27 protein-coding genes are annotated in these 25,291 nt (G+C 55.7%); 16 read left to right on the forward strand and 11 right to left on the reverse strand.

Going from position 1 to position 25,291, the window contains the following annotated elements:
- The first annotated feature begins 542 nt into the window (after positions 1 to 542).
- The 4 genes from BFP70_RS21030 (at position 543) to BFP70_RS09955 (ending at position 3,465) form a co-directional block, all read left to right on the forward strand.
- Positions 543 to 704, forward strand: a complete 162-nt coding sequence (locus BFP70_RS21030) for a hypothetical protein (RefSeq protein ID WP_176715543.1) — start codon at positions 543 to 545, stop codon at positions 702 to 704.
- Positions 705 to 1,006: 302 nt separating this feature from the next.
- On the forward strand, positions 1,007 to 2,293 hold the full coding sequence (locus tag BFP70_RS09945) for an NAD(P)/FAD-dependent oxidoreductase (RefSeq protein WP_066011423.1): 1,287 nt from the start codon (positions 1,007 to 1,009) through the stop codon (positions 2,291 to 2,293).
- Positions 2,294 to 2,359: 66 nt separating this feature from the next.
- Complete coding sequence (locus tag BFP70_RS09950) at positions 2,360 to 2,779, forward strand: RidA family protein (RefSeq protein ID WP_066011424.1); 420 nt, start codon at positions 2,360 to 2,362, stop codon at positions 2,777 to 2,779.
- Between the two features lie 11 nt (positions 2,780 to 2,790).
- The gene (locus BFP70_RS09955) at positions 2,791 to 3,465 is read left to right on the forward strand and encodes a DUF1028 domain-containing protein (RefSeq protein WP_066011425.1); all 675 of its coding nucleotides are present in this window, start codon (positions 2,791 to 2,793) and stop codon (positions 3,463 to 3,465) included.
- Positions 3,466 to 3,499: 34 nt separating this feature from the next.
- Here BFP70_RS09955 and BFP70_RS09960 read toward each other — a convergent pair whose 3' ends face one another.
- The 10 genes from BFP70_RS09960 to BFP70_RS10010 form a co-directional block, all read right to left on the reverse strand.
- Positions 3,500 to 4,438: a nucleoside hydrolase gene (locus tag BFP70_RS09960; RefSeq protein WP_176715544.1), complete on the reverse strand. Its 939-nt coding sequence runs from the start codon at positions 4,436 to 4,438 to the stop codon at positions 3,500 to 3,502.
- Entirely contained in the window at positions 4,431 to 5,555 is a 1,125-nt protein-coding gene (locus tag BFP70_RS09965) for an ABC transporter ATP-binding protein (protein WP_255356661.1), read from the reverse strand. Before BFP70_RS09965 ends, BFP70_RS09960 begins: the two co-directional genes overlap by 8 nt.
- Positions 5,556 to 5,587: 32 nt before the next feature.
- Positions 5,588 to 7,348: an ABC transporter permease subunit gene (locus BFP70_RS09970; RefSeq protein WP_066011427.1), complete on the reverse strand. Its 1,761-nt coding sequence runs from the start codon at positions 7,346 to 7,348 to the stop codon at positions 5,588 to 5,590.
- A 112-nt stretch (positions 7,349 to 7,460) separates the two neighbouring features.
- Positions 7,461 to 8,543, reverse strand: a complete 1,083-nt coding sequence (locus BFP70_RS09975) for an ABC transporter substrate-binding protein (RefSeq protein ID WP_066011428.1) — start codon at positions 8,541 to 8,543, stop codon at positions 7,461 to 7,463.
- Positions 8,544 to 8,663: 120 nt separating this feature from the next.
- Entirely contained in the window at positions 8,664 to 9,854 is a 1,191-nt protein-coding gene (gene argE / locus BFP70_RS09980; RefSeq protein ID WP_066011429.1) for an acetylornithine deacetylase, read from the reverse strand.
- Entirely contained in the window at positions 9,851 to 12,202 is a 2,352-nt protein-coding gene (locus tag BFP70_RS09985) for a glycoside hydrolase family 3 C-terminal domain-containing protein (RefSeq protein ID WP_218059669.1), read from the reverse strand. The genes argE and BFP70_RS09985 overlap by 4 nt, the downstream gene beginning before the upstream one ends.
- 131 nt (positions 12,203 to 12,333) lie before the next feature.
- Complete coding sequence (locus BFP70_RS09990) at positions 12,334 to 13,287, reverse strand: LysR family transcriptional regulator (RefSeq protein ID WP_066011430.1); 954 nt, start codon at positions 13,285 to 13,287, stop codon at positions 12,334 to 12,336.
- A 472-nt stretch (positions 13,288 to 13,759) separates the two neighbouring features.
- Positions 13,760 to 15,538, reverse strand: a complete 1,779-nt coding sequence (locus BFP70_RS10000) for a sensor histidine kinase (RefSeq protein ID WP_066011432.1) — start codon at positions 15,536 to 15,538, stop codon at positions 13,760 to 13,762.
- Positions 15,535 to 16,125 (reverse strand): RNA polymerase sigma factor, encoded by a 591-nt coding sequence (locus tag BFP70_RS10005; RefSeq protein ID WP_066011433.1) that lies wholly within the window; start codon positions 16,123 to 16,125, stop codon positions 15,535 to 15,537. Before BFP70_RS10005 ends, BFP70_RS10000 begins: the two co-directional genes overlap by 4 nt.
- Positions 16,122 to 16,268 carry a NepR family anti-sigma factor gene (locus tag BFP70_RS10010; protein WP_066011473.1) on the reverse strand — a complete coding sequence of 49 codons (147 nt, stop codon included), beginning with the start codon at positions 16,266 to 16,268 and terminating at the stop codon, positions 16,122 to 16,124. The genes BFP70_RS10005 and BFP70_RS10010 overlap by 4 nt, the downstream gene beginning before the upstream one ends.
- A 106-nt stretch (positions 16,269 to 16,374) precedes the next feature.
- Between BFP70_RS10010 and BFP70_RS10015 the strand changes: the two genes are divergently transcribed.
- A complete protein-coding gene (locus BFP70_RS10015) occupies positions 16,375 to 17,172 on the forward strand; it encodes a response regulator (protein ID WP_066011434.1) in 798 nt (265 codons plus the stop codon).
- Between the two features lie 338 nt (positions 17,173 to 17,510).
- Complete coding sequence (locus BFP70_RS10020; protein ID WP_066011435.1) at positions 17,511 to 18,572, forward strand: AI-2E family transporter; 1,062 nt, start codon at positions 17,511 to 17,513, stop codon at positions 18,570 to 18,572.
- A gap of 27 nt (positions 18,573 to 18,599) precedes the next feature.
- Here BFP70_RS10020 and BFP70_RS10025 read toward each other — a convergent pair whose 3' ends face one another.
- Positions 18,600 to 19,931 (reverse strand): FliI/YscN family ATPase, encoded by a 1,332-nt coding sequence (locus BFP70_RS10025; protein WP_083217439.1) that lies wholly within the window; start codon positions 19,929 to 19,931, stop codon positions 18,600 to 18,602.
- A gap of 81 nt (positions 19,932 to 20,012) precedes the next feature.
- Here BFP70_RS10025 and BFP70_RS10030 point away from each other — a divergent pair, with 81 nt between their 5' ends.
- The 10 genes from BFP70_RS10030 (at position 20,013) to BFP70_RS10075 (ending at position 25,285) form a co-directional block, all read left to right on the forward strand.
- The gene (locus BFP70_RS10030) at positions 20,013 to 20,399 is read left to right on the forward strand and encodes a FlgB family protein (RefSeq protein WP_066011436.1); all 387 of its coding nucleotides are present in this window, start codon (positions 20,013 to 20,015) and stop codon (positions 20,397 to 20,399) included.
- 2 nt (positions 20,400 to 20,401) lie between these two features.
- Positions 20,402 to 20,794 carry a flagellar basal body rod protein FlgC gene (gene flgC / locus BFP70_RS10035; protein ID WP_066011437.1) on the forward strand — a complete coding sequence of 131 codons (393 nt, stop codon included), beginning with the start codon at positions 20,402 to 20,404 and terminating at the stop codon, positions 20,792 to 20,794.
- Between the two features lie 17 nt (positions 20,795 to 20,811).
- A complete protein-coding gene (gene fliE / locus BFP70_RS10040; RefSeq protein WP_066011438.1) occupies positions 20,812 to 21,105 on the forward strand; it encodes a flagellar hook-basal body complex protein FliE in 294 nt (97 codons plus the stop codon).
- 1 nt (position 21,106) lies between these two features.
- A complete protein-coding gene (locus tag BFP70_RS10045) occupies positions 21,107 to 21,379 on the forward strand; it encodes a flagellar biosynthetic protein FliQ (protein WP_066011439.1) in 273 nt (90 codons plus the stop codon).
- Entirely contained in the window at positions 21,379 to 22,092 is a 714-nt protein-coding gene (locus BFP70_RS10050) for a flagellar hook-basal body complex protein (protein ID WP_066011440.1), read from the forward strand. Before BFP70_RS10045 ends, BFP70_RS10050 begins: the two co-directional genes overlap by 1 nt.
- Positions 22,093 to 22,102: 10 nt before the next feature.
- Entirely contained in the window at positions 22,103 to 22,888 is a 786-nt protein-coding gene (flgG, locus tag BFP70_RS10055) for a flagellar basal-body rod protein FlgG (protein ID WP_066011441.1), read from the forward strand.
- A complete protein-coding gene (gene flgA / locus BFP70_RS10060; protein WP_066011442.1) occupies positions 22,888 to 23,313 on the forward strand; it encodes a flagellar basal body P-ring formation chaperone FlgA in 426 nt (141 codons plus the stop codon). The genes flgG and flgA overlap by 1 nt, the downstream gene beginning before the upstream one ends.
- A 7-nt stretch (positions 23,314 to 23,320) precedes the next feature.
- Positions 23,321 to 24,046, forward strand: coding sequence for a flagellar basal body L-ring protein FlgH (gene flgH / locus BFP70_RS10065; protein ID WP_066011443.1), 726 nt, complete (start codon positions 23,321 to 23,323; stop codon positions 24,044 to 24,046).
- A gap of 9 nt (positions 24,047 to 24,055) precedes the next feature.
- Positions 24,056 to 24,562, forward strand: a complete 507-nt coding sequence (locus tag BFP70_RS10070) for a flagellar basal body-associated FliL family protein (RefSeq protein ID WP_066011444.1) — start codon at positions 24,056 to 24,058, stop codon at positions 24,560 to 24,562.
- A gap of 108 nt (positions 24,563 to 24,670) precedes the next feature.
- Positions 24,671 to 25,285 carry a ribonuclease D gene (locus tag BFP70_RS10075; protein ID WP_066011445.1) on the forward strand — a complete coding sequence of 205 codons (615 nt, stop codon included), beginning with the start codon at positions 24,671 to 24,673 and terminating at the stop codon, positions 25,283 to 25,285.
- Positions 25,286 to 25,291 lie beyond the last annotated feature (6 nt).

Genomic DNA, 25,291 nt, shown 5'->3' on the forward strand with positions numbered 1-25,291 from the left:
GTTTTGGATGGGTCTGTGACACATGCGCCATTCCCGGTTCGTCGTGATGAAGAGATCCGCGATGATATGCTAGGGGTGCGCCAAATGATCCATTGTCACCAATCCAAACGGTCAACTCGCGCCTGGAGCTGATATTGCTTTTGCGATCATATGGCTTGGTCAGTCTCGGTCTTTTCCTTGTGAGCAACCGCAGGGCGTTTTCCCAATCAACTGCAGGCCGTAGTGCAGTCCAACACATTGGCGCGAATGCGATCAATGCCCGATCTGTTATACCGAAAATCAACACACCCACATCGTAACGAGCAAACCTTCTGCATAGCAGAGCATAACCTTGGGCGTCAGCGGCGCGAATATTGCAATTTGATCATTGCAATAATCGATCAATTTAAATAAATGATTGCATAAAGCATTTCATCTTTGAGTCGCCAGAACATTGCTATTCTGGCGAATGCACACGGTGGGGACGTCTAGGACAACCGGCACATATCCAAAGATACCGCCGTCCTGCGTCTGTTTTTGAAATCGGAGAAGGTAGAGAAACGATGATCTGGGTTCCAATAGTCCTCGGCATCTTCAAAGTCAGTGTCCTTGGTGCGACCATATTCTTGTCGATCAAGTCGCACCGCGACGGCGAGAAGGAAGAGCAACTTAAGAAAGAAGCGCGGGAGCAAGAGGAACGCCTTCAACATTCTCATGAAACCTGAACATCCAAAGCCCGATTGCGGCAGGCGCGTGACGGGGGAATACGAAGGAACCGCAGCGTGATTGATGGTATCAGCAGATCAGACGCTGGCGCCGTGTGATGTTGAATGCTTGCTGGCCGACCGCATCGCCGACGGCAAAAGACATCACCGGCTTCGCCCCCGATATGTGCATTTTATGCCGGGCATAGGATCGACCTAATCAATGACTACAAATTCCATAATTTTCACGAAGTCAGACCTTTACTAAGATCGATCCTGACCAAGCCGGCCCTTTCTTTGCCGGCAGTGAAAGGATCTCCTGTATGTCGATCGAACGCGTTGATACCCTTGTTGTCGGAGCCGGACAGGCTGGCGTCGCGATGAGTGAGCACCTTGGAAATGCTGGTGTATCGCACTTAGTTCTGGAACGCTCTCGGGTTGCGGAGGCGTGGCGCACGCATCGCTGGGATTCGCTTGTTGCGAACGGCCCTGCCTGGCATGATCGCTTCCCCGGTATGGAATTCGACGCCGATCCCGACGCTTTCGTATCCAAGCAAGGTGTGGCGGAGTATCTAGAGTCCTATGCCAAGATGATCAACGCCCCGATCCGCACCGGGGTCGAGGTAAGCTCCGTCACACGGCTTGAAGGGCGCCCGGGATTCCGGGTTGAGACATCGAAAGGCCCTATCGAGGCCTGTAATGTTGTGGCTGCCACCGGGCCTTTTCAGACGGCTGTGATCCCCGACGTGATCCCGACAAAATCCGCGCTTAGGCAAATTCATTCCAGCCAATATCGCAATTCCTATGATCTGCCCGCGGGCGGTGTCCTTGTGATTGGGGCGGGTTCGTCAGGTGTTCAGATCGCGGATGAATTGAACCGGGCTGGACGCAACGTGTTTTTGTCAGTCGGCCCTCATGATCGCCCGCCGCGCGCCTATCGTGGCCGCGATTTCGTCTGGTGGCTTGGTGTGCTTGGTCTGTGGAATATGGAAACACCGGCCCCTGGCACCGAACATGTGACCATAGCGGTCAGTGGCGCCCGAGGCGGGCAGACCATCGATTTCCGCGATTTGGCCGCGCAAGGGATTACCCTTTTGGGGCGCAGCAGTGCCTTTTCGGACGGGCAATTGCATTTTGCCCATGACCTGCGGCGCAACATCGAAGGCGGAGACGAAAACCACCTGAATTTGCTGCGCGCTGCTGATGCTTATGTGGTAGCCAATGGCCTTGACCTGCCCGAGGAGCCGCAGGCCCATCATTTGGGCGCCTTGCCCGTCTGCGTAACCGATCCGATTTTGTCATTGGATCTTGCAAAGGCCGGTATCACCACCGTCATTTGGGCCACCGGCTTCGGTGTCGATTATTCCTGGATGAAGCTGGATTGTTTTGACGCGGCGGGCCGCCCGATCCATCAACGCGGCGTCGGAAAGGAACCGGGCATCTTCTTTCTTGGTCTACCGTGGCAATCGCGGCGCGGTTCCAGCTTTATCTGGGGGGTCTGGCATGATGCGAAACATGTCGCCGATCAGATCACGACACAGGCAAAATATATGGACTACCATGCCAAGGCGCATGCAGCCGTCACCAAACCCGCCGAAACACACGCTTAATTTCACTGTCATTTCCTGCGCGGGCAGCTGATACGCCGCTCCTGTGCGCATTTTCTGGAGGCCATCATGGCGCATACGCGTATTCGTAAATTCAACACACGCGATACCTATCCCGAGCAGCAGCTCGACAATGATCTTTGCCAGGCTGTGGTGGCAGAGGGGAAGATGGTATTTCTGCGTGGCCAATGTCCACAAAACCTTGACGATGCCAAAACCATTGCCAGCCATGACCCGGTGGAACAAACCCATAAGGTGATGCAAAATATCCTCCAATTGATGGAGGAGGCGGGCGGCGCGATGGAACATGTGTGTCGCGTGCAGGTCTTCTTGACCGATGTTCGCCACCGCGAGGCCGTTTACCGGACCATGGGCGAATATATCAAAGGCGTGCATCCCGTGTCGACAGGGCTTGTGGTGACTGCGCTTGCACGGCCTGACTGGCTGGTCGAAATTGAGGCCACCGCCGTCATTCCTACCCAGCGCTGAAAGGCCATCCCATGACATTTTCTCTTGTCGCCCGTTGTGCCCAAACCGGCATGTTCGGCGTTGCTGTGTCATCTTCCTCACCGGCCGTTGCAGCCCGCTGCGCCTATGCGCGCGCGGGGGTGGGTGCCGTCGCTTCGCAAAATATTACAGACCCCACGTTGGGGCCACGCACGCTGGACCTGATGGAACGCGGCATGTCCGCCGATGAGGCAGTGGCAGAAATTCAAGCCACCGCGCGCTTTGTCGAATATCGGCAAGTGTTGGCAGTAGATGCTGCCGGTGGCACGGCATTGCATTCCGGCCCGAACTCTCTTGGTATCTGGACACAGGCTGTGCAACCCAATGTTGTTTCGGCAGGAAACTTGCTGGCAAATGATCGCGTGCCAGAGGCCATCGTAGCGGCCTTTAGCGCGGCGCCGGGGCACCTTGGCGATCGCCTGATCGCTGCAATGCGGGCGGGCCTGGCCGCGGGTGGCGAGGCTGGTCCGCTACATTCCGCGGGGATGTTGCTGGTGGATAAGGTGGCGTGGCCGGTCGCTGATCTGCGCTGCGACTGGACCGAAGATTGCCCGATAGATGCTTTGGCTACGGCCTGGGACATCTATAAGCCCCAGCTTGAAGACTATGTGACCCGCGCGCTTGACCCGCGTGCAGCCCCCTCATACGGGGTTCCGGGCAATGAATAACGCCTACGGGGGCATGAAAAGGTCCGACGCCCCCTCAATTGCCGTTAAGGCGTGCTTCAAGCTTTTCCATAGAGGACAGAAAGTGCGTCGCAAACTTGACTGGATCAAGATCCGTCAAAACTGTGGCATTGGGGCTGCGGCCCGCAAGATGGCGCGCACTGATGGCAGCCACTGACTGTCCGGCAGTATCACCCGCTGTGCAAGGAATAGCGACATGCGCGGCAACCCCTTTAAATAGCGCCGGATCAAGCAGATAGGCCACGGCTGTGGGATCGTGCAAACAAGGATCATCATAGCCTGCAAGAAGTTTGCCGCATATGCCCTTCAGGGGGGCCTGAGGCCCGCTAAGCTGTGCCATGATCGGGGGTGGAAGCACAGCCCGACGGGTGACATCAAGCCCGGCCATAACGATCGGAATGCCGCTTTCAAACAGGATATGCGCGGCTTCCGGATCAACGTGGAAATTAAATTCGGCGGCAGGCGTCGTATTCCCCGGCCCAAAGGCTGCGCCCCCCATCAGCGTGACCCCATCGATCAATCCAGGCAGCTCTGGCGCCAACAACACCGCAAGGGCAAGATTCGTCAACGGCCCGGTTGCGACAAGATGAAGCCGGCCCGCACAAGCATGTGCCGTATTGATAATCGCTTGTGCGCCATGCATCTTTTCCGGCGCACGCGAGGGTGGCGGCCAACCGATGTCCCCCAGCCCATCCCCACCATGAACAAGCGACGTTTTGCCCTGCGTTTTAAGAATAGGCCGACTGGCTCCGGCATAAACCGGAACCCCATCACAGCGTAGGAAATCCAGGATTCGGCGCGCATTCGCCGCGGTATTTTCAAGCCCGGCATTGCCCGCCACCACGGTCACGGCCTGCAAGTCAAACCGCTCCGGGTGTGCGGCAAGCCACAACAGCGCCAACGCATCGTCAACACCGGGATCGCAATCCAGAAGGATAGGGCGCGGTTCAGTCATCGGAATGGTCATCGGGCACATAGCGTGCAGCCCCCTGGGCCCAGCCAAAGCGCAGCGTCTCGCCAATCATCGGGTCAAAGCTTGCGGGGGCACGTGTCATGATTGCACAGCCAGCCGCGTCAAGAATGACGCGCAGATCCGATCCTGCGAACACGGTTTCCACCACCTGTCCTTCATAAGGCCCTTCATTAAGACGCATATCCTCAGGGCGGATAACAAGCGCCCCAGCGACACCGTCTTTCAGCCCCGCGTGGCCATGTGGCATGGGGCCCAAAGGCGTTTCAAGATATGCCCCGGCAACGCGTCCTTTCAAAATTGTGGACTGACCGATGAAATCTGCAACGAACAGGCTTTGGGGCTCGGCATAGATTTTACGCGGCGTGTCGATCTGCGCTATCTTTCCGTCCGACATCAGGCAAATTCGATCCGAAAGCGCCAAGGCTTCTTCTTGGTCATGGGTAACAAAGATGATCGTGGCGCCAGTGTCACGGTGGATCCGCTTGATCTCAATCTGCATAATTTCGCGCAGCTTGGCATCAAGCGCCCCCAGCGGTTCATCCATCAAGATAATCGCGGGATCGTAGACAAGGCAGCGTGCCAAGGCCACGCGTTGTTGCTGACCACCTGAAAGCTGTGTTGGGAAGCGCGTATGCGCATGGGCCAGTCCGACGGTTTCAAGCACCTTTTTAACTTTGGGCGCGATATCCGCGCTTGCCATGCCGCGCATCTTTAGCGGAAACGCGACATTTTCAGAGACGCTCATATGTGGAAACAACGCATAGTTCTGAAACACGACCCCGATCCCGCGCTTATTCACGGGTGCAAAGGTTTGATCGACCCCGTCGATCAACACTTTGCCTGCGGATGGCTCTGTCAGGCCCGCAATCAGTTGCAGCAACGTTGTTTTTCCAGAACCTGATGGTCCAAGCAACGTAAGCAGTTCACCGTCGTGCACATCAAGATCCACATGATCAAGCGCCACCGTCGGCCCGTATGTTTTGGCAAGACCACGCACTTGCAACTTGCTTGCGCGCGCAGATGTCGTGGCAGTTAAGGTCGCAGCCGTTGTCGACGACGTAGCAGGTTGCGATTCAAAGATGGGAGAGGTCATGGTCATGCCCTGGATCCTTTGGCTTGGCGCTGGCCTCCTCAACGAGGGCGGCATTTCTCGGCGATAACGAATAAAATGGTGACGACGAAGATAACGAAAACCGAAGCTGCCGCGAGCGTGGGCTGGATTGACAACAAGATGTCATCCCACATCTGCTTGGGCAGCGTTTGTTTTACGCCCGCGCCGACGAAGATTGCGATGGTGAGTTCTTCGAACGAGTGAAGCACGCCAAAAAGGAACCCGGCAATCGTGCCCCCCTTGACCAATGGCAACAAGATCATCCGGATCTGTTGCCAGCGCGACGCCCCCAAAGTGGCCGCAGCCTGCAACAACCGCCAATCCATGCTGCGAAACGTCGTCAACAAGATCACAAAGACAATAGGTAGCGCCGTCAGCGTGTGGCCAAGCGCGATACCCAAATCCGTTGCAATCAGCCCGATCTGAGCGAAAACGTAAAACAGCGCCACCGCAATCACGATATTGGGCACGATCATTGGTAATAAGAAGGCCAGAAAGACCAGGCCGTTAAGCTTGGACCGTGAGCGCGCCATCCCGTAAGCCGCCACACCTGCGATCAGCGTCGAAAGCGCGCCAACGGCGAGGGCAATCACGGCCGAACGCACCGTGGCACCGGTCCATTGCGCCGAGGTCAGATAGGCTTCAAACCATTTCAACGAGAACGAGGTCGGCGGGAATTCCAGAAAAGAGGCAGAGTTAAAGGCCATCGGTGGGAAGGCAATTACCGGCACAATAAGAACAAAGAGAATGATCCAGACGAAAATTGTCAGTGACCAACGGCTTAGCCGGGTGGGCAGCACCCGTGCAGCGGCATCGGTAACCTGTGCACACAGGCTGATCAACGCATTGCCCACGCGTGCCGACAAACGACCATGATGCGATTTTCCCGCCCCCTGGCCCGACACGGAAGACATTCCGAAAACCCGGTCATACAGCGCGATCGTCAACAGCGTCACAACCAATAAAAGCGTCGCCAACGCCCCAGCCAAACGCATATTGAACAGCTTTTGGACTTGCGTGATCAATGTTTGACCCAAGACGGTTTCACGCGGGGATCCAAGCAGTGCAGGGGTAATAAAGAACCCCAGCCCCATGACGAAGATCAACAACCCTGCTGCAGTAACGCCGGGCATAGATAGCGGCAAGAATATGCGCCAAAAGGCTTGGCCACGGCTGGCGCCCAACGTCATCGCTGCGGGTTGTAAACGTGTGTCAATTGCCAGCATCGTAGGCAACATCGTCAAGATCGCAATGGGCAGCATCGCATGAGCCATGCCAAACACGACTGCGCCGCGTCCGTAGAGCAGATCAAGCCCGCCCTCCATGCCCAGCCCATTCAGGATTTGCGCCACTATCCCCTTGCGCGCCAACAACACGATCCAAGCGAAATTCTTCAACAGCGGGCTGACCCAAAAGGGCAGTAAAACCAACCACATTGCCATACGGCGGCGACGCTCGCTCATTCCCGCCAGCCAGACCGCAATGGGAAACCCGATCAAGACACAGACACCCGTCACCTGAAGTGAGATAACAAAAGTATTCACCAGGGTCTTCACATACACCCCGGCGGCGAAGAGGTTTCGGTAGACGGACAGATCAAAGGCACCGGTGGCGGGATCACGAAAAGACAATAAGATTAATGCCCCTGCCGGCAGCAACAACAACACCGCCAGATAGATAAGCCCCGGCGTGGACAGCCAGAGCGTATCCAGACGCCAGAGCCGGCGACGCGGCGCGGCAGGCGCGCAAGAAACAGAGGGATCGGCGGTGGTTTGGGACATGGAGGCTCAACTGGTTCGCATGATATTTGCAAGGAGCGTATCGAATGGACCCGACACGCGCGGCCCTAGCCGGGCGAAATCCGGCTAGGGTAATATGAGTGCAAGGAGCTGCCTACGCGAGGATCCACTGTTCAAATCGCTCAGTCAGAGCGTCTTGATTGTCAGCCCAATACCCGGCACCCAACAGGGCCAGACCCGAGATATGTTCCGGCGTAGTCGGCAATACGGCAGCCGTCTCCTCGGGAATATAATCATAGGCCTTCATATTCGTCGGTCCGCAGCTTAACACCTTTGTATAGGCGGCTTGGCGCTGGGCATCGAGGCACCACTCGACGAACTTGCGCGACAGGTCGGCCTTTTCGCTATTGCCCGCGATGGTCCATCCGTCAATGTTATACAGGCCACCATTCCAGACCAGTTCAACAGGCGCGCCTGATGCGATCGCGGTTTGTGCCCGCGTGGACCAAGCCGAGGTCATATCGACCTCTCCATTTTGCATGATTTGGGTGTTTTGCGCACCTGAAGTCCACCACAGATCGATGTGATCCTTGATTTTATCAAGGCTCGCAAAGGCCCGATCAATATCCAGTGGATACAGGTCCTTTAGTGCCACGCCATCGGCCAACAATGCCATTTCCATCGTCGTCACCGGACTGCGCCACAGGCCACGCCGCCCTTTGAATGTGTCAACATCCCAAAAATCCGCCCAGCTTTTCGGGCCATTACTTCCGAACGTGTCCGTGCGGTAAGCCATTGCCAATGCATAGATGGCGACGCCAGTGAAATCATCTTGAAACGTGTTTGGGGTGAAATCGTCTTTATTAGCGACATCAAGCTGCATCGGCAGCAGGTATTGATCACCGAATTGCCGCAAGCGCAGAACATGCTCGGGCGTCATCAAGGCCACGTCGAACAGCTTGGTGTCGGTGTCGATGGCCATTTTATACTGCGGTATCGGATCGGGCTCATTGGTGGATGTCTGGATGGTAACACCAAATTCTTCGGTGAAGCTGTCGTAGAAACCGGCCTTGAATCCCTCGTAGAATGTGCCGCCCATATCGCGGACCATCAATGTCTCACCAGCAAACGCGCGATTGCCCTTGAGCACAGCCGGAGCCGCGAGCGCGATTGCGAGACCGGTCGAGGTCTTCATGAACGTGCGGCGTGAGACGGTCGGATGTTTACCCTGTTTCATTTTGTCCTCTGTTTCCTGTTGGGCCGCTCACATCGGGGAGGATTGAGCGCGCCAGATTATCATTGGGTGCCTCTGGCTTCGGATAAATTACTATTTTCCGCGCTTATGCTTTGACACATCCTAAGATGCAGCTGCGGCCTGGTCAGGAGAGGCCGCAACCGGTCCGCAGAAGGCTGTTACCGCCCGTCGCAGCAAGGCATTGCATTTTTCCAACTCGGCCAGTTCGATGAATTCGTCTGGTTGATGGCCTTGCGCCATGTCACCGGGGCCGCAAATGATCACCGGAACATCCAAGGCAGCTTGAAACAGCCCCCCTTCTGTCCCGAAGCTTAGCCGACAGGTATCCGTGCCTTCAGGAAGGCAGCCAGCCAGCGTGATCACCGCATCAACATCGGGGTCTTGGGACAGACCGGGGTAGGAAAGCGTTTCGGTCAAGGTTATCCCGGTGTCATCGAAGCGCTGTGTCGCGGCATTCGAAATTTGGAAAGTCATGGCGCGAATACGGTTGTCAAGCTTACTTCGGCTTTCGGAGGCAGGGAAGCGGGTTTCAAAAAGCAGATACGCTCGCGCAGGCACAATGTTCACCGCTTCGCCCCCTGCCAACACACCAGTATGCACCGTGGCATAGGGCACCGAATACCCGCCTTCGCGCACACCATCCGCTGCAAGTTCTGCCTGAAGTCCCCGCAGTGACATCACCAGATCAGTGGCCAGATGCAAAGCATTCATCGCCAGCGGGGCTTCTGCAGAATGGCGCGCTATGCCCGAACAGTCCGCGCGATACCCGATTTTACCCTTGTGACCAAGCCCGATCCGCAGGCTGGTCGGTTCCCCAACCAAAACCAAATCGGGGCGAATTTTGCGCGATCTAAGGGCCTCCAACAGATCGCCCACCCCTGCACAGCCTACCTCTTCATCATAGGAGAACGCGATCCAGAGCGGCGTTTTGAGCTGCGCGATCTGTAGGCTCTGGGTCAGTGTCATCACGCATGCCACAAACCCCTTCATATCGGTGGTGCCGCGGCCATAAAGCCTGTCGCCATCTTGGGTCAGCTTAAACGGGGGGCGGGTCCATTGCTGTCCTGCGATCGGCACCACGTCCAGATGCGCCGAAAGCAACAGCCCTCCCGGCCTGTCCGGGCCTAGCCGTGCCAGAAGGGCTGCCTTTTGCCCCGTGGTATCGGGAAATACTTCGCATATTGCGCCAGCCGTCTCCAGCGCCGCGCGCAGCTTGGCTATAAGCGCCAGATTGCTATCGGCGCTGATCGTGGGATGCGCAATCAAAGCCGCAAGCCACTGCAGATGGGTCATAGTGCCGCCTCTGCATCATCCATGGCCGCATTGATGGAGGCCACCACATTAATGGCCTCCTGTTCAGTGATTGAAATACGCAAGCGGCGTTCAAGGGTCGTGAAAATGCCGAAAAAGGAATTGGCGCAGTGATCAAGCGCACGATCCGCCTCTTCGGGTGTGATCGCGCAGCGGGTCGCAAGGAAATCACGGATGACGCTTCGCGCATAGGGGTTTGGCAGGACATAGGCGGGTTGAGTGTCATAGGCCACGCGGCGCCAAGGCAAAACGGAGGGCGCAAGATCGAGCGCCGCGCGCAAACGGATATCATCTGATGCCGCCGCAATAAGAATTTCGGCCCGCTCCGCTTCCAAGACCCAGCGCCCCTGCCCAGGATGCCAGACGGCGAGATCGCGCCCTGTAACGCTTAGGATTACGCGGCGGCTCTGTCCAGGCTCCAGATGCGTCTTAGCAAAGCCCTTCAGATCAATCGGGCTACGCTGAAGCTGATGTCCCTTTGCAACAAGGTAAAGCTGGCTGACCTCTGCCCCCGCCAAATCGCCGGTATTGGTAAGGGTAAAGGACACATCAATTGTATCATCTAATGCGATCAAGGGTGCCGAAATCGTAAGGTCACTATATTCAAACTGTGTGTAGGAAAGGCCATGCCCAAAGGCAAAAAGCGGGGCTACGTCGCGCGCGGCATATCCCCTGTAGCCGACATGAATTCCGTCGGAATAGATATGGCGGCCCAATTCGCCAGGATATGAAAGATGGCCGGGCACATCCGACAGCTGTTGGGGGAACGTAACGGACAGCTTCCCCGAAGGATTCACGGCACCGCTGACAAGATCGGCCACAGCACCAGCCATCGCCTGTCCGGCGTAGAAGCAGACAAGCACCGCATCCACCGCATCAATCCAAGGCATAGCGACCGCATCGGGGCAGGCGATGATCACGGCAACGGGCGTTCCGGTCTTGGTCAATGCTGCGATCATCTCGTCTTGGCCAGGTCCAAGCGCCAATGTCGTGCGGTCAGAGCCTTCACCATCATAGGCGCCTTCGGTCGACACATACGCCAAAATAACGTCGGCCGTCTTCGCCAGATCGCAGGTTACGGCATCGGCATCGAGCCGGTGAATCAAATCCACATCGGGCAACGCCGCGGCAAGCATCTCCATCGGAGCGTCGATCATTGTCGGAATCGTCGTGGCGCAGCCAGAACCCTGAATCACCGGCGTCTGGGCATCGCGTCCCACGACCAGCACGCGTTTGGCCGTCGCCTTTACAGGTAAGGCCCCTTTGTTCTTAACCAATACCATCGACTGCGCCCCCATTGCCCGCGCACGTGCATGATGCGCGGTGGGTTCGATCATGGGTGCAGGTTCTTGTGCGCCCGCCAAGGCCTTGGAAACAAAATTCAGCATCCGCACGCAGGCGCGATCAACCAGCGCATTGGGAAGAACACCGCTTTGAATTGCGTCCAGCAACTGTGCCTTGCGACGGGGGCTTTCGGGCATATCAAGGTCGCCGCCAGCGCGCAAAGACGCCGGACGATCCTTAATCCCGTGCCAATCAGAAACGACAACACCGTCAAAGCCCCAATCGTTGCGCAGCACATCTGTCAGCAGCCAGCTATCTTCACTGGTCTGCACGCCATTGAGGCGGTTGTAAGACGACATGACGGTCCAAGGCTGCGCGGCCTTCACCGCAATTTCAAAGCCCTTCAGATAAACTTCGCGCAGGGCCCGTTCCTCGATCACGCTGTCCATCGTCGTGCGCTCTATTTCCGAGTTGTTGCAGGCAAAATGTTTAAGCGAAGTGCCCACGCCTTGTGATTGCACGCCATCGATAACCGCTGCCGACAGCTTGCCGGTCACAAGCGGATCTTCTGAATAATATTCGTAACTGCGCCCAGCCAGAGGTGTGCGACGAATGTTGATGCCAGGCCCAAGCAACATATGCACGCCCATCGCACGACATTCCCGACCCAAAAGAACACCCAGCTCGCGCATCAATTCGGTGTCCCAACTATTGCCCATAGCAGAGCCGTTGGGAAAACAGGTTGCAGGCTTCATCTCGCCCCAGGCAACCGCGACATCTGAGGCACGCTGATTCACCATCGTAAGGAAAGCATCAAGATCTTCGCCTCCTTTCTCGTCCCCGTCGATCTGCGGGATGGAATAGCGCACACCATATGTTCCGTCTGTCATGGTGGTTGTCGGGATGCCGAAACGTTCAAAGGCAGCAGTCTTCCACATCCCGAAGCCCGACAGCAGATCTGTCTTTTCTTGCGGTGTCATCTGCGCGACGATCTGATCTGGTGTGCTGAGGTCTGGCGTGGCGAGGGCGGTAAGGATCTTGGTCAAGGCTGGCTCCGACATGGCGCGCCGCAAAAAAACGGCGCGGGAAGTTCGACTGGCATTGTTCAGATGCTCGGAGCAAACGGAAATATGGAGTTGCGATCCTTCGATTAGGGATAGCCTAAGCCCAAAGTTGTTTAGGTTCGTTCAACCCGTTTTGGGATCATGATTGGCGGTTCCATCCCAGGGATATAGCTGTCCGAAATCATGCTGGCGCAATGTTCGATAAACGTACTGACAATCCGGGTGGGTGCGCGGCCTGCAATTCGCAGCAATCCAAGACGCATCGGCATTTGCTCGCCGGCAATGCGCAGCTTGTGCACAGAGCGCCCGTCAAGCGCCGCTGATGCCCGAGGACGAATATTTGCAATGGTATAGCCGAAATTATTGGCCACCATGGTGCGGATCACGTCTTGATGTTGAAGCCGCGCGCTGATTTTCGGCGTTAGCCCGGAGCGTGCAAAAAGCCCCATAAAATAGTCACGCGACAGGGGTAAATCCAACAGGATAAGGTTGTGGTCTGCCAGCTCCTCAAGCGTGATCGCGCTTTGCCCGGCCAGAGGATGGGTCTGCCCGACCATCGCATAGGGTGGTAAAGCCGCCAGAGGGGTGAATTCAAACCCCTCTGGCACCTGAAGATCATATGTTAGCGCAACGTCCAGTTCCGCCCGTTCAATCTTGGACAGCAGGACCTCGTGATCCGCCACATCCGGTAAAACGCGCGCATTCGGATAATCGGCAGAAAAACTATGGGCGACCTGCGGCAAGACCATCGGCGCGAAAGTGACCAGACATCCCAAGGAAAGGTTGCCTTGGACCAAGCCCGTCGCTTCAGACACGCGCAAATACAATCCCTGCGCCTGTTCCAGAAGCTGTTTGGCTTCCGCCAATGTTTCTCGCCCAACAGGGGTCAAAGACAGCCCTTGCGCATGCCGTCGTAAGAAAAGCTGCGCGCCAAGTTCTGCTTCAAGCTGAGATATGGCTGTCGATATCGAAGGTTGAGAAATGTTAATCCGTTCGGACGCGAGCGTAATCGAACCACATTCTGCCGTCGCGATGAAATATTCAATTTGTCGCAGGGTGAAGCGCAAAGGACCGGTCTCCCAAATTCGTTCGGATGTGCCCTGACATGCCGAACACCTTTTGTATTTGTATTCTTTTGTGCGGTGTCATTGCCGATTGACGATATCGTGGTGATCGCCTGCTTAGCGCTACCCATTAGCACCCCGAAAGCGATTGATCAGCCCTGGTTTTTAAATTCCGAACCTGCCCAAATTTGACCCAGCCCAAGTGACAGGATCTGCGGCAATACAGAGTCTTTGCTGCAAATTTCGCTATTCCCCACCTGCGTTGCAAAAAACAGCCGTCGAACCGCAGGTGTTTCGGAAGGTGGGATAAGGGCTGTGACCCGGCGCAGCCGGAACACAGAAAGGCCAAGGGCAACGCCACGAGAAAGGAAGGACTTATGCCTTCTACCCTGTCAAGGCGACGCCAAAAACTACAGGTGCATACCGCACGCTGCGCCAATATTGCACGCGATAGACCGGCCGGCGCGGCTCTGCCCTAGTCTTCGTCCTCATTTTCATCATCGTCTTCATCGCGGGCATGGCGCAGCTCTGCTTCGGCCATAAGCGCCAGCTTGAACTCTACTGTCAGGCGATAACGTCCGCCTTCGCTGCTGGTGACCATCGTGCCGTTCAACTGCTGCACAAAAGCTTGTGCCAACTGCGAACCGAGTCCGCTGCCTACACCGGTTTCTTTCGGTCCGGCCTCATCCAGCGAATTTTCAAGAACAAGGGAGGCAAGACCTTCATCGTCTTCCGTCAGCTTAATTTGCAAATCCGGGTTTCCGTCGGGTGATGACGCGTATTTCATGGCATTTGTCATCGCTTCGGTCAGCAACAGCGACAGCGGCACGGCCTGATCAGGGATCAGTTTGATCTTGTCGATATGGCAATCGATGTCGATGCGGCGCTCGGGCCCTGTCGCCAAAGCAGTAATCTGACGCACGATATCGGGCAGCAATTCATCTGCGCGGATATCTGACAAACCTGACGTTTGATACAATCCACGGTGAATTGTGGCCAAGCTGATGACCCGTTCTTGCAGGCCTTTCATCAGCTCTTTGGTTTCCGGTGTCCGCGATTTACGGATTTGCATCGAAATGATTGACGCGATCAGCTGAAGATTGTTTTTCACCCGGTGGTGAACTTCGCGCAACAACACCTCTTGGTGATGAATCATATCCTCCAATTCCGCTTCATCATGCAGAATTGTCTCGGTCATTTTTTCATAGCTTTGCGCCAGCAGACGAATTTCACGCGGCGCGCTGGCATAATTTAGATCCCCGACGGCACGACGGCCCGAGGCAAAGGTCCGCAAGCTACGCGAAAGCCGCTTAATATGCCCAATCACCAGCTTTTGCATCGCGAAATACGCGACCAGAAGCGATGCCAACCACATCATCCCAGGCACCAGAATCGGCGAAAAATCCGCAATCGGATTCATGGAAATCGCAGCTTTGGCAGGCCAGCTTCCCATCACATAAAGCTGATCCGGCAAAAGCTCTAGCACGGCATAGACCCGCTCATCCCCGGAATTTGACCGCGCCGTAAATGTTGCGGCCTTGGTCCCCGCCAACGCTGGCAGCGCACGGTTGGCTGGCAGATCGATTTCTGTCTCATCAGGGTCAGCGGAAGAGGTGATGACACGCCCATCCGTATCGAAGGTCAAAATCGTAAGTGCTTTTTCCGTATCATAGCCCAGACGATCTTCATAAGTATGCAAAGACGAATGGGGCAAGCTAAGTGAGATAACACCAATCTTTTTGCCCGCTTTGTCGAAAACGGGGTGGATCACGCCGATAACAGCCTGACCGGAAATCGGCCCATCGGGGTTCAGTAAAAAACTGGATTGATCCGGTGTTATCATCTGATCAAACAGCGGCATCCCACTGAAATCATAGGTGATATCACGCGATGAACAGGTCATTTTCCCGTCCAAAGGTATATAGGCTGCGAAGGATAAATCATCATTTGCCTCGGTTGTTTTGATCATCTGATCATTACAACCGCGATCGAATTCGATCACCGGACCGATGGTAAACGCCAAAAGCCGTGCTTCGGCCAAAGCCTGTTGCAAGATCCGGTTTTGTCCGGCCACGGCCTGCAGCGTTTCCCCCATAAGCGCAGCTTCAGACCGCGCCCGTGCTTCCCTAAGCAATGAGCTCGATTGAACCGTCGAGATCAAAAACAAAGGAAAAAGCGCCACCGCGAGGAAAATCGCGAGGCGCACGCCGAGTCGGTCGATAAGCGACCCTTTCGACATTTTTTCTGTCTTCATGCAGCGTTTGTCCCGGAATTTGACATCGCGGCAAGGGAGGTGGCGTCCATATTGCCCATGATGTCTTCACCTTCTTCAAGATGCAGCATTTCGGACAATCGCGCCCGCGCCCGATTCGCGCGGCTTTTGACGGTCCCAACCGCTACATTCATCGTCTCAGCAGCTTCTTCATATGAGAAACCGGAAGCGCCGACAAGGATTAGCACCTCACGATGTTCAGGGGACAGCTTATCAAATGCAACCATGAAGTCATTCATCGCCAATCGGCCATCATGTGCCGGCTTTTCGCTCAGCGTGGCTGCGTGAATGCCTTCGGGGTCAGGAACTTCACGTTTGCGCTTGCGACGATCAGAGTAAAATGTGTTCCGCAGAATTGTGAACAACCAAGCGCGCAGATTGGTGCCAACCTGAAACTTCTCAATATTTGACCATGCTTTGACAATCGTGTCCTGAACCAAGTCATCCGCCTGGGCGGAATTACGGGTTAGTGACATCGCAAAAGCACGCAGGGCCTGCAGGTGTTCTGGAAGCTCGTCACGCGGGTCGCGCAATTCAGCCGTAGGGGTGGTGCTGGAGGGCGAACTCATTTGCCACCCTCCTTTGCACGCAATTGCGCCAGCAGGTCTTTAAAGCGATCTGGAACATCCTCATTCAACGCCTGATCGTAGACGCGCTTGAGGTTTTGATTGATCTGCTCCTTGATGCTGGCTTTAGACTTGTCGTCAGCCATGTCGTTGGTCATATCTAAGTTCCGATCTAACGCTTTTTACATGGAACCAATTCCCGGACAAGGAAGTTGGTTCCATGGAAACAAAGAAAATTTGGGAGAAATCTTCATGCCCACCGATATCGCCGGCGCTGTCGCAGCGAACCTACCCTATCTGCGCCGCTACGCCCGGGCACTCACGGGCAGCCAAGACACAGGTGACCGTTATGCGGCCGCAACCCTGGAGGCCATTCTTGCGGAAGAAGCAATCTTCAACAGTGTAACGGATCCCAAGGTCGCTTTGTTCCATGCGTTCCACCTTGTTTGGGCCTCATCCGGTGCACCATTGGGTGATGCGACGGGGTCGTTGGAAACCCGAGCGCAAGATCACATGGCTGAGCTGACACCCAACACCCGTGAGGCTTTGTTGCTGCACACGATCGAGGGATTCCGTTACGAGGAAGTCGCAACGATCATGCAGATCGACAAGAGAGAAGCCGAAGAACTGGTTGAAATTGCGCTGCGCGAGATGGAAAAATCTGTCGCAGGCAAGGTGATGATCATCGAAGATGAAGCCATCATCGCGATGGATATTCGCGCGATTGTTGAGGAATTGGGCCACACCGTAACCGGCATCGCCCGCACCCGGACTGAGGCCGTAGAGCTGGCGGCGCGTGAAAAACCCGATCTGATCTTGGCAGACATCCAGCTGGCGGACAATTCCTCTGGCATCGATGCGGTCAATGATATTCTCGGCCAGTTTGATGAGCTGCCGGTCGTGTTCATCACCGCCTTCCCAGAGCGCCTGCTGACAGGGGAACGCCCGGAACCCGCTTTCTTGATCACCAAGCCATATACCGAAACGCAGGTGCAATCGGCTGTAAGCCAAGCGATGTTCTTCTCATCGACAGAAACATTGCTGGCCTGATCGTTAAATGGTTGATGCAGCACGGCCTACTGGCTGCGTTGAGTGGCATATCCAAAAGACGCGGTTCGCAAGATCGCGTCTTTTTCTTTTGCCCCTGTGCTAAGGGCGTGCAACTGCGCATGACGGCGGCGCAATCAGATGGCCCAGCGCCTTTGCTATAACAGTCTATTCTTAAATGATATATTTGACGGCCAATGGACTAAGTGGGCGTGTTGTCCGACGCATTCAATCAGCGGAACGGCGCTGACCTAATGTGCCCCTTTAACACGTTTCGCGGGGATTGTCATGGAACCGTATCCTCACGCAGGCGTTACTGTTTCAAAATAAGGATATCTTGCATGAGTCGCCTTGAAACCCTGTCACGCATTGCGATTATATTCGTCGGCTTTGTCGCGATCGTATTCGCATTGGTGCAGGTGGAAAGTATCTTTGCTCCTATGGCTTTGGCCTTGGTCGCAGGTGCAGTGCTTTCACCCGTTTCCGACACATGGGAGAAAATGGGGTTCTCGCCTGTCTGGGGGGCGTTAACCTCGCTGTTTATGATGCTGATTGCGATGGGGCTGCTGGTGATGGTGTTTCACCCGCTTGTTGTGCAGCTTGTCGACCAGGCGCCAAAAGTTTGGTCTGATGTGAAGGAAGTGGTGGATGGCTTCCGCCAATCGTTTCGAAACCTACAAGATATGGGCGATCAGATCAGCGAGGCGGTGAGCTCCACCGCCCAAAGCACTCAGGGCGGCGAAGAAGCTAGCGTTGCAATGCCCAATATCACCGATGCCTTGCTGATGGCACCTGCCGTGTTGGCGCAGGTTTTGGTGTTCATCGGGACGCTATTTTTCTTCTTACTGACCCGCAATGACATCTATTCCTGGGCTGCAGCGCATCTGGCAGAATCGTCGGAACGCGCCGGCACCGCACGTCGTTTGCATTTGGCAGAGCGCAAAGTATCAAGCTACTTCCTAACGATAACAGTCATTAACGCAGGCCTTGGCCTGGCAACGGGTATCGTAATGCAGGTTTTGGGAATGCCCGGCGCGATCCTATGGGGGCTGGTGGCATTTTTGATCAACTTCATCTTATATCTTGGGCCAGCCTGTCTTGTTGTCTCGCTTATTTTTGCGGGTGTTGGCACATTTGACGGAATTTGGGCATTGCTGCCGGCGGCCTGCTACGCCGCGCTGAATGCCACAGAGGGGCAGTTCGTGACGCCTGCCTTGGTGGGCAAACACATGCGGCTGAACCCGTTGCTGGTATTCATGTCATTGATTTTTGGAATTTGGCTTTGGGGGCCTGTCGGCGGTATCGTCGCGATCCCGATCCTGCTGTGGATTCTGGTTTTGGCGGATGCGTTGCCGCAAACCGGGAACATGAAGCAAATGCTGGCGGCATCGAACGAAAATTAGGGCGGTTGTTGAACGCCGCCCCAATCATCACCCCTTTAAGGCACCTGATTTCAGAACATTTGCCAGCCGGGCAAAACTGTTAGTGGAGCTGTTCGGCTCCATCTCTGAAATAAATCCATCCAGTGCCGGCCAGATCGAGACCGCTTTATCAATATTGGGATCAGACCCTTTCTGATACAGGCCAGCCTGGATCATCGTCTCGGCCCGGTCATAGGCGCCGAGCAATCGACGCGCCTCAATGATCAGTTTGTTTTCATTAGCATTGGCTGCATCCGGCAAGGAGCGCGACACGGAGCGCAGAAGATCTACCGCAGGGTAGCGCCCGCGTTCGGCAATTGTGCGATCCAACACGACGTGACCATCCAGAACACCGCGTAGGATATCCGCGACAGGTTCTTCCATATCCGAACCCGGAACCAGAACCGAAAACACCGCCGTAATATCGCCCGTTCCTTCCAGCCCGGGCCCAGAGCGTTCCGCAAGCGACATGATCTGATGCGATGTGGAGGGGGGAAAGCCGCGCAGGCTGGGCGGCTCGCCACCGGCAAGGGCAACTTCGCGATGGGCTTCCGCAAATCGGGTGATTGAATCGGCTAGAAACAAGACATGTCGGCCCTGATCGCGGAAATGTTCTGCCACGCTCATTGCCGACCATGCGCATCGGCGACGCACCAATGGGGACATATCCGAGGTTGCTGCGACAATAACGGCGCGTGCCATCCCTTCTGGTCCTAAAACTTTTTCGACGAATTCACGCAATTCTCGTCCGCGTTCACCAATCAGGGCGATGACGACGATATCCGCCGATACGCCTTTGGCGAAATTTGCCAGAAGCGACGATTTACCCACGCCCGAGCCCGCGAACAGACCAATCCGCTGCCCCTGAACCAAAGGAAGTAGCGTATTGAACACGGTCATACCCGTTTCCAATCGTGCGCCTAAGCGACGCCGCTGTGCCGCGGCGGGGGGTTTTGCCCGCAGGTTTCGCTCAATCGGGCCGCGCATCAGCGGACGGCCATCAAGGGGGTGACCAAAGGGATCGACGATCCGGCCGACCCACGAATCATCAGGGCAAATCCCTGTTTGCCCCAACAGGTCGACACGATCGTCAATCGAGACACCATCTATAGCGCCATCGGCAAGCAAGGTGACGGTGTCTTTATTCAAGGCCAGAATCTCTGCCCCGATGTGATGGCCTGCACGGCAGCGAATATCGGCCCGGTCACCTAGTGACGCAATTTTAGAAAGTCCGCTGACCTCTAACGTGCCCTGCCCGATGGCACAGACACGCCCAACAGCATGCACTGCGTCAAAGTCTGAAATCGATGCGCGCAACTGATCTAGATCCCCAAGTGCCATTCTGGCCTCCATATGTTCTCGAAACGTTTTCTAAATGATTCGGGCTTAATCCAAGATGAATAGTTCGGAGGAGAAGCCCCGATGTTCGAGAATATGCAGATTATGAAGATGGCGGAGTCGATGGCTCGGCACGCCGCACAAAGACAAACGGTCGTTTCGCAGAACATGGCGAATGCGAATACGCCCGGCTATAAGGCGCAGGACGTCGCACCCTTCAGTGAAACATACACCGAAGGGGCAGATAGCCCTATGCGGGCAACGCGCGCTGGCCATATCGGCGCGGACCATATGGTCACGTCCTCCGTTATGACCCGATCCGATCCCGGCACCATGTCGCCCAATGGCAATTCTGTCTCGGTCGAGACAGAGATGGTCAAAGCCGTGGAGGTCAAGCGCCAGCATGATCAGGCGCTCGCCATCTATAAATCCACCTTAAACATCCTTCGAACCAGCGTGTCGAGGAGCTGATTATGAACGATTTTACCAATTCGCTGACGATTGCCGCGTCAGGCATGAAGGCACAGGCATCACGCCTGCGTTTCGTATCCGAGAATATCGCGAATGCCGATACGCCCGGCTATCACCGCAAGACCACGCGATTTGAGGAGGTGGCGGCAACTGCGCAGACCTCTGGTGCAGTGGAAATCGGTCCCGTGCAGCTGGATCGCTCAGAGCTGGCCCGGATCTATGAGCCGGGGAACCCGCTGGCGGATGAGAATGGCTATTATAACGGATCGAATGTCGATCTGGTGGTCGAAATCGCTGACGCGCGCGAAGCGCAGCGCAGCTACGAGGCAAATTTGAAGATGTTCGATCAGACGCGGCAAATGTCGTCCGCGTTGCTTGATATCCTGCGTCGTTAACTTGGAAGAGGTCTAGAATGGACATGAAAACATCCCTCGCAGCCCAAAGCTATGCGCAAGCACGCTCGGCTGCCGCGAAGATTCCTGAAGCTGGTGCGACGGAACAAAATCTCTTTGGTGAACTGGCGTCCAGCTTTGCCGATACGGTGCAAAACGGCGAGCAAACCGCAAAAGCCGCAATGATGGGGCAAGCGGATCCGCACACTTTGGTGCAGGCCTTGGCGCAAACCGAACTGGCGGTCGAAACCGCTGTCACGCTGCGCAACAAGGTCGTTGAAGCCTATCAAGAAATCCTGCGGATGCCGGTGTAACATGGGATCAGAGGTCATCTTTTTCGACACACTGCGCGAAGGCCTATGGGTTGCAGTGATCATCTCAACGCCGATGTTGCTGGTTGCGTTGATTGCAGGGGTGTCGATTGGCCTGTTTCAGGCCCTGACATCGGTGCAGGAGATGACGCTGACTTTCGTACCCAAGGTCGGCGCGATGCTGATCGTATTTTGGGTTTCAATGTCTTTTATGTCGGAACGATTGGTCGATTTTTTCACGGCTGACATCGTTCCGCTGATTGCAGGAGGCATGTGATGGCCAATTCCATCTATTCCACCTTATCGCGGCAATCTGGCCTGATGAAAGAAATGCAGGTCGTTGCGAATAATATCGCCAACGTATCCACCACAGGATATCGCCGTGAAGGCGTTATCTTCGCCGAACATGTTGCGTCGTTAGAAGGCGATGCACCTTCTTTATCAATGGCATATGCCTTGGGCCGCAATGTGAATACCGCACAGGGGCCATTGTCCGGCACCGGTGGCACCTTTGATTTCGCGATCGAGGGTGAAGGTTTTTTCATGATCGAAACACCAGAGGGCAACCAACTGACGCGCGCCGGCAGTTTCACCCCTTCCCCGGAAGGGGAGTTGGTGACGATGGACGGATATCGTCTGCTTGATTCGGGTGGCGGGCCGATCACGGTTCCCCCCGATGCGCAGATTGCGGTCGGGCAGGACGGCAGCATGTCTGCGAATGGTGAACCGATCGCCCTTTTGGGCGTCTATGTCCCCACCGATCCCACGGGTTTGGTTCATGCGGGTGGCACCCGCTTTACCGTTGAGGGAGATCCACTCGCCGTTGAGAACCCAGTGATCCTTCAAGGATATATTGAGGAATCTAACGTAGACCCAATCATGGAAGTGGCCCGGATGATTGAGGTGCAGCGCGCCTATGAAATGGGTCAGACTTTTTTAGAACGGGAAGACGAACGCATCCGCAAAGTCATCTCGACCGTAACGTCATAAGGAGAATCCTATGCGTGCCCTACAGATTGCCGCTTCTGGCATGAGCGCCCAGCAAATGCGGGTTGAGGTGATTTCTAACAACCTCGCCAACATGTCGACAACTGGGTATAATGCCCGTCGTGCTGAATTCGCAGATCTACATTATCAGCAAAACACGCGTCCCGGCACGATTACAGCCAATGATGGCACCGTTGTTCCGACGGGTGTGCAGTTGGGTCTGGGTGTTCGTCCCACCGCAATCACAATGGAATTGTCACAAGGCACGATTGCTTCAACAGGTGGCGATCTGGATGTCGCCATCGAAGGGCTGGGCTATTTCGAAGTTGAGATGCCGGGCGGCATTTCCGGGTATACGCGTGACGGCGGGTTGAAACGTTCGGCCGATGGCCAGATCGTGACCTCTGATGGATATCCGGTTGTCCCCAACATCACGATTCCCGACGATGCGCGCGCCATTGCAATCAATGGGTCGGGCGAGGTTTACGCCTATTTCAGTGACCAAGTCGATGCCCAGCAATTGGGTCAATTGACGCTGGCCAATTTTACCAACCCAAAGGGGCTTGAAGCGATTGGGTCGAACCTGTTCTTGGAAACCGGCGCCTCTGGCCCGGCGAATGTGGGCACTCCGGGCGAAGACGGCCTAGGGACGGTGCGCCAGGGTTATCTGGAAGAAAGCTCGGTGGATCCGGTGCGTGAAATCACCGAATTGATTAAGGCGCAACGCGGTTATGAATTGAACTCCAAGGTTATTTCCGCCGCCGATCAGATGCTTGGCACGACGACACAGGTCCGGTGATGAAACATCTTTTCCTTGCGCTTGCCTTGATTGGCTGGGGTGGCGCCGCGATGGCAGATTACCTTGTGTCGACGCGGACGCTGCGGGCCCGTTCAATTCTTGGCCCCGAAGATCTGGCCCTAAAGGCGGGCGAGGCCCCCGGCGTTTTACAAGATCCCGGCGAGGCGCTGGGGTTAGAGACGCGCGTGGCCATCTATGCCGGGCGTCCCATTCGTCCGGAACATTTGCGCGAACCTGCCGTGGTGGAACGCAATCAAATTTTGCCGTTGGCGTTTCAAAACGGTGTGTTGACGATCGTCACTGAAGGGCGCGCGATGGAACGCGCCTCCATCGGAGAGACAATTCGGATCATGAATGTCAGCTCTAAGAACACAGTCTTCGCGACGATTTCGCGCGATGGCACCGCCTATGTTTTGAAGGAGTGAGCACGCTATGCGAGCTGTAACCTTATTGCTAATGAGTGTCGCTTTGTTGGGCTGCAACCGGTTGGAGCAGGTCGGACGCGCCCCCGATTTCACGCCGGTCGAAGAGGGTAATGAATATTACGCTATGAACCGGACGCCGATGCCGGTGTCACTGGAACAGCCCAGCCCGACACGGACCGCATCTCTCTGGTCGGGCACGCCGAAATCCCTATTGGGGGATCGTCGAGCGGCGCAGCCAGGGGATATCATGACCGTGGTCATTGAAATCGACGATAGTGCCAGCTTCTCAAATTCGTCAGACCGGTCGCGCAGCGGGTCCGAATCAATGGGCATCCCATCGCTGATGGGGATACCGCAGCGCCTGAACGAAGCTTTGCCCGATGGCGCATCGATGGACAGTGCCGTGGCGACAAATTCCAGTAGTTCTTATGCTGGCGATGGGTCTGTTTCGCGCAATGAACAGCTGACGCTGCGGGTTGCGGCCACCGTGATTGACGCATTGCCCAATGGCGTTTTGCGTATCCAAGGCAGCCAAGAAGTTCGGGTGAATTTCGAGGTGCGTGAGCTGGTAGTGGCCGGGTTTGTGCGCCCTGAAGACATCAGCCGTCAGAACGAAATCACCTATGACAAGATCGCAGGCGCGCGGATTTCTTATGGCGGGCGCGGCCAAATCACTGACGTTCAGCAACCGCGCCTTGGGCAGCAGGTTGCCGATATTATTCTTCCGTTCTGAGGCTGATTTATGGGCAAGATCCTTCCTATTCTTTTAATCGTTATCGGCCTTGCTGCAGGTGGAGCTGCCGGATTTTTCCTGCGCCCACCCCCGCCTGAACCCGAAGAGGTCGCCGCTGGGGAGGACGCCGAAGGGGATTATCCTGCCGAAGATGACGCTGAGATGGCCGAGGAGGACAGCGAAAGCGCAACCCATGAATATGTCAAACTGAACAACCAATTCGTGGTGCCGCTGGTTGATGAGGCCCGTGTGACTGCCATGGTTGTCATGTCACTTAGCCTTGAGGTCGAAGTGGGCGGGACCGAATCCGTCTATGCGGTGGAACCAAAGCTACGCGACAGCTTCCTGCAGGTTCTGTTCGATCATGCCAATACCGGGGGGTTCCGCGGGGTGTTCACCTCAACATCTAATATGGATGTGCTGCGCCGTGCGCTGAAAGAGGCAGCACGAAAGGTGCTGGGACGGACGGTGAATGATGTTCTGATCTCGGATATTGTGCGTCAGGATATACAGTAACCCCATGATTGGCGGCGATCTTGGGTCCGGTTCACGACCAGCTTGATTGCCGCCATTGGCATTTCATCACTTGCACGCTTATATGTTTCCACAGTGAAGGGGGCAGGTGTGACTGTTTATCTATATCAAGAAGATCTGCCTGAGGGATTGGATTTCGGCACCAGCGTGGCTGTTGACACCGAAACGATGGGGTTGGATCCACGCCGCGATCGGTTGTGCCTTGTGCAACTGAGTGCCGGTGACGGCAATGCGCATCTGGTGCAGATCGCGCGCGGCCAAACACAGGCGCCGCGGCTATGCCAGCTGTTGAACGATCCTAAAGTTGAAAAACTATTCCATTTCGCGCGCTTCGATGTAGCTGCGTTGTATAACGCATTTGGCGTCGACACCCGGCCGATCTTTTGCACCAAGATTGCGTCAAAGCTGGTACGAACCTCAACGGAACGTCACGGACTGAAATATCTTTTGTCGGAACTTGTCGGCGTAGATATTTCGAAACAGCAGCAAAGTTCCGACTGGGGCAGCGCAGAGCTTAGCAAAGCGCAAATGGAGTATGCGGCATCCGATGTTCTGTATCTGCACCGTTTGAAAGCGGCGCTGATTGTGCGCTTGCAGCGGGAGGATCGCCTTGTGCTGGCCCAGTCGTGTTTTGACTTTTTACCGGCCCGCGCGAAGCTTGATCTGTTGGGTTGGGGCGAACCAACTGACATTTTCCATCACTGACAGGTT

The organism is Thioclava sp. SK-1 (genome assembly GCF_001705665.1).
Classification (GTDB): Bacteria; Pseudomonadota; Alphaproteobacteria; order Rhodobacterales; family Rhodobacteraceae; genus Thioclava.